Source organism: Halobellus sp. Atlit-38R (assembly GCF_003665925.1).
GTDB lineage: Archaea > Halobacteriota > Halobacteria > Halobacteriales > Haloferacaceae > Haloquadratum > Haloquadratum inordinatus.
In genome coordinates, this window is record NZ_QXIJ01000143.1 from 1 (window position 1) to 587 (window position 587).

The following is a 587-nucleotide window of genomic DNA, read 5'->3' on the forward strand; positions in this document are numbered from 1 at the left end:
CTTGCGCTGGTGTTCGTTGACGTCTTTGATCGAGAGGTCGATCTGGTTCGACGACTCGTCGACCTCCAGCACCTTCGCCACGACCGTCTGTCCCTCGCGGACGTGGTCGCGGACGTTCTTGATCCAGCCGGACGCGACCTCGCTGATGTGGCAGAGGCCGCGCTTGTCCTCGTACTCGTCGAGGTCGACGAACACGCCGAAGTCGGCGATCTCGTCGACGTCGCCGACCACCAACTCGCCGGGTTCGGGCCAGCCGCTGTACTTCATGACGGAGCGGTGAGGCGGTTACCGCGCCTCAACGGTTTCGACGATTTCGCCGTGAAGCTCCGCCTCCCCGCCGGTGGGGGTCGCGAGGGTCGTGCCGCAGACCGCGCACGACACCGTCGAGGAGGCCTTGCCGAAGACGACCTGTTCGTTCTCGCAGTCGCCGCAGGCGACGCGGTGGAAGTCTCCCGCCATGCTTACTCCTGGAACGTGAGACGGCCGGCGCGCCATCCCTCGCGCATGTGGGCCTTCCCGCAGTCGCCGCAGCGGTACTTCAGGTGGGTCTTCTTCGTCGGCTTGTCGCCACCGGGCACCTTCGAGTA

At 66.1% G+C, this 587-nt stretch carries 2 protein-coding genes and 1 pseudogene; all 3 read right to left on the reverse strand.

From position 1 onward, the window contains the following. Positions 1 to 267: S1 RNA-binding domain-containing protein (locus D3D02_RS18585; RefSeq protein ID WP_121571341.1), on the reverse strand; the 267-nt coding region annotated here is incomplete at its 3' end. Positions 268 to 285: 18 nt separating this feature from the next. Then, positions 286 to 459, reverse strand: a complete 174-nt coding sequence (locus D3D02_RS18590) for a 30S ribosomal protein S27e (protein ID WP_004595868.1) — start codon at positions 457 to 459, stop codon at positions 286 to 288. 2 nt (positions 460 to 461) lie between these two features. Continuing rightward, positions 462 to 587, reverse strand: a pseudogene (rpl44e, locus tag D3D02_RS18595) (50S ribosomal protein L44e); the annotation flags it as partial.

What these genes read in the sequence shown, in the direction of transcription:
- D3D02_RS18590 (WP_004595868.1), bottom strand. Translation starts at nt 459, where the DNA reads ATGGCGGGAGACTTCCACCGCGTCGCCTGCGGCGACTGCGAGAACGAA.